At 69.9% G+C, this 2,508-nt stretch carries 2 protein-coding genes and 1 pseudogene; all 3 read left to right on the top strand.

The window, feature by feature from the left end; translation table 11 throughout:
• On the top strand, positions 1–1,048 hold a 1,048-nt coding region (locus JWQ24_RS27845; protein ID WP_299815641.1), incomplete at its 5' end, for a DUF58 domain-containing protein.
• A gap of 192 nt (positions 1,049–1,240) precedes the next feature.
• Positions 1,241–2,233 (top strand): stage II sporulation protein M, encoded by a 993-nt coding sequence (locus JWQ24_RS27850; RefSeq protein ID WP_299815644.1) that lies wholly within the window; start codon positions 1,241–1,243, stop codon positions 2,231–2,233.
• Positions 2,233–2,508 (top strand): annotated as a pseudogene (locus JWQ24_RS27855) (hypothetical protein); the annotation flags it as partial. The gene JWQ24_RS27850 and the pseudogene JWQ24_RS27855, both read left to right, overlap by 1 nt.

A 2,508-nucleotide genomic window follows, 5' to 3' on the forward strand; every position in this document is an offset into this window, starting at 1 on the left:
CGCCGAGATCGCCATCCAGACCAATGAGCGCCTGACCGTTTCGCCGGACCGGGCTCCTGTCCGGTTCGTGGACGGGGCTTCGGTCAGCGATCTGACCCTGACGCCCCTGCGCCGAGGCGAGGGCGAGATCGAGACCCTGTGGCTGCGCTGGCGCGGGCCGCTGGGCCTGGTGTGGAAACAGGTTCGCGACGCGCCAGGGCGCAAGATCGCCGTCATCCCCAACATCCAGGCGGTGAAGGACGAGGCCATCCGCCTGTTCTCCCGCGAGGCCCTGTTCGGCCTGAAGGAGCAGTTGGAGAGTGGTGACGGGTCGGAATTCCACGCCCTGCGCGAGCTGGTGGGCGGCATGGATCCGCGGACCATCGACTGGAAGCAGTCGGCCCGCCACACCAAGCTGCTGTCCAAGGAGTTCCGCACCGAGCGCAACCATCCCATCGTCTTCGCCATCGATTGCGGGCGGCTGATGTGCGACCCGCTGCTGGGGGTGCCGCGCATCGACAGGGCGCTGAACGCGGCGCTGCTGCTGGCCTATGTCAGCCTGAAGCTGGGCGACCGGGCGGGGATCTTCGGCTTCGACGCCAAGCCGCGGGTGTTCAGCGGCGTGCTGTCCGGGGCCGGGGCCTTCCCCATGCTGCAGCGGGTGGCGGCGGGGCTGGACTACTCCACCGAGGAGACCAACTTCACCCTGGGCCTGACCCAGCTCAGCGCCGCCCTGGAGCGGCGGTCCCTGGTGGTGATCTTCACCGACTTCGCCGACACCACCAGCGCCGAGCTGATGCTGGAGAACGTGGCGCGGCTGCTGCGCAAGCACCTGGTGCTGTTCGTGGTCCTGCGCGACGAGGAACTGGAGTCCATCGCCCGCCGCGAGCCGGTGGAGGCCGACGACATCTCCCGCGCCGTCACCGCCCAGGCCCTGCTGCGCGAACGCGACGTGGTCACCAGCCGCCTGCGCCGCCTGGGCGCCCACATCATCGACGCCCCCGCCGACCGCCTGGGCCCCAACCTGCTGAGCGCCTACCTCGACCTCAAACGGCGGGAGCTAATGTGATGGGAGAGACGATGCGCGCCTTCTCTTCCCCCCTTGGGGGAAGTACCCGCGAAGCGGGGGATGGAGGCTCCAGCTTGACGCGGGCGCTTCCACTCCGCTGGAGCCCCCATCGTCTCGTCGCCGGTGGCGACGATCCACTTCCCCCATGCCCCCGGCTCTCGCCGGGGTCGGGGGAAGAGAAATGAGCCGCCCATGAAGGACCTGCAACTCAAGAGCCACCGTTTCCGCGCCGAGCGGGAGGGCGACTGGCGGCGGCTGGAGGCCCTGCTGGCCAAGGCCGAGCGCGGGCGCGCCGCCAAGCTCTCGGACGACGAGCTGCTGCAGATCCCGGTGCTGTACCGGGCCGTGACCTCGTCCCTGTCGGTGGCCAGGGCCACGTCGCTGGACGCCAGCCTGATCAGCTATCTGGAGAGCCTGACCACGCGGGGCTATTTCTTCGTCTATGGGCCGCGCACCCGGCTGCTGCAGAGGGTGAGCCGGTTCTTCCGCCGGGACTGGCCCAATGCGGTGCGCTCCCTGTGGCGCGAGACCCTGGTCTGCGCCCTGATCTTCCTGGTCGCCACCGTGGCGGCCTATGTCATGGTCCAGCGGGACAACGCCTGGTACGACACCATGGTCGGCGGCATGTCCCAGGGGCGCGACTTCGCGGCCACCACCGAGTCCCTGAAGAAGATCCTCTACGACAACGACGGCGGCCATTTCCTGGGCGCGTTCGCGATCTTCCTGTTCACCCACAACGCCCAGGTGTCGATCTTCTGCTTTGCCCTGGGCTTCGCCTTCGGGGTGCCCACGGCCCTGCTGATGGCCCAGCAAGGCCTGATGATGGGGGCCATGCTGGCGCTCTACGCCTCGCGGGGGTTGGGCTGGGAGATGGGGGGCTGGCTGATGATCCATGGGGCGACGGAGCTGTTCGCGGTGATCCTGGCCGGGGCGGCGGGCTTCAGGATCGGCATGGCGGTGGGCTTCCCGGGCGACAGGTCCCGTATCGACGCCGCCTCCGCCGCCGGCCGCCACGCCGGGGTGGTAATGATCGGGGTGGTGCTGATGCTGGTGGTGGCCGGCCTGCTGGAGGGGATCGGCCGCCAGACCATCCGCCTGGACTGGGCCCGCTACGCCATCGCCGCCACGACCCTGACCCTGTGGCTCGCCTTCTTCTACCTGCCGCGCCCGGGACGCGCCGCCTGATGGTCTCCCTCACCCGCCGTCCGGGGGCCAAGCGCCCCGCCATCAAACGCAAGCCGCCGATCGACCCGCAGAATCTGCTGATCCGCGAGTTCGTCACCCCGGAGGGCGTCGACCTGCGCCTGCAGCTGGGCTCGGCGGGGGAGCGGGCCGGCGCCTTCCTGCTGGACGGGGTGATCATCATCGTCGCCTTCATGATCCTGGCCTACGCCGCCCAGGCGGCGGCCGGGGCGTTTGGCCTGGCGGAGGGCGAGGGGCGGGAGTTCGTGGCCGCAGTC

This window comes from Tardiphaga sp., from assembly GCF_028290495.1.
Lineage (GTDB): Bacteria > Pseudomonadota > Alphaproteobacteria > Rhizobiales > Xanthobacteraceae > Tardiphaga.

Coding starts and splice junctions, on each gene's coding strand:
- JWQ24_RS27850 (WP_299815644.1), top strand. CDS start 1,241: ATGAAGGACCTGCAACTCAAGAGCCACCGTTTCCGCGCCGAGCGGGAG.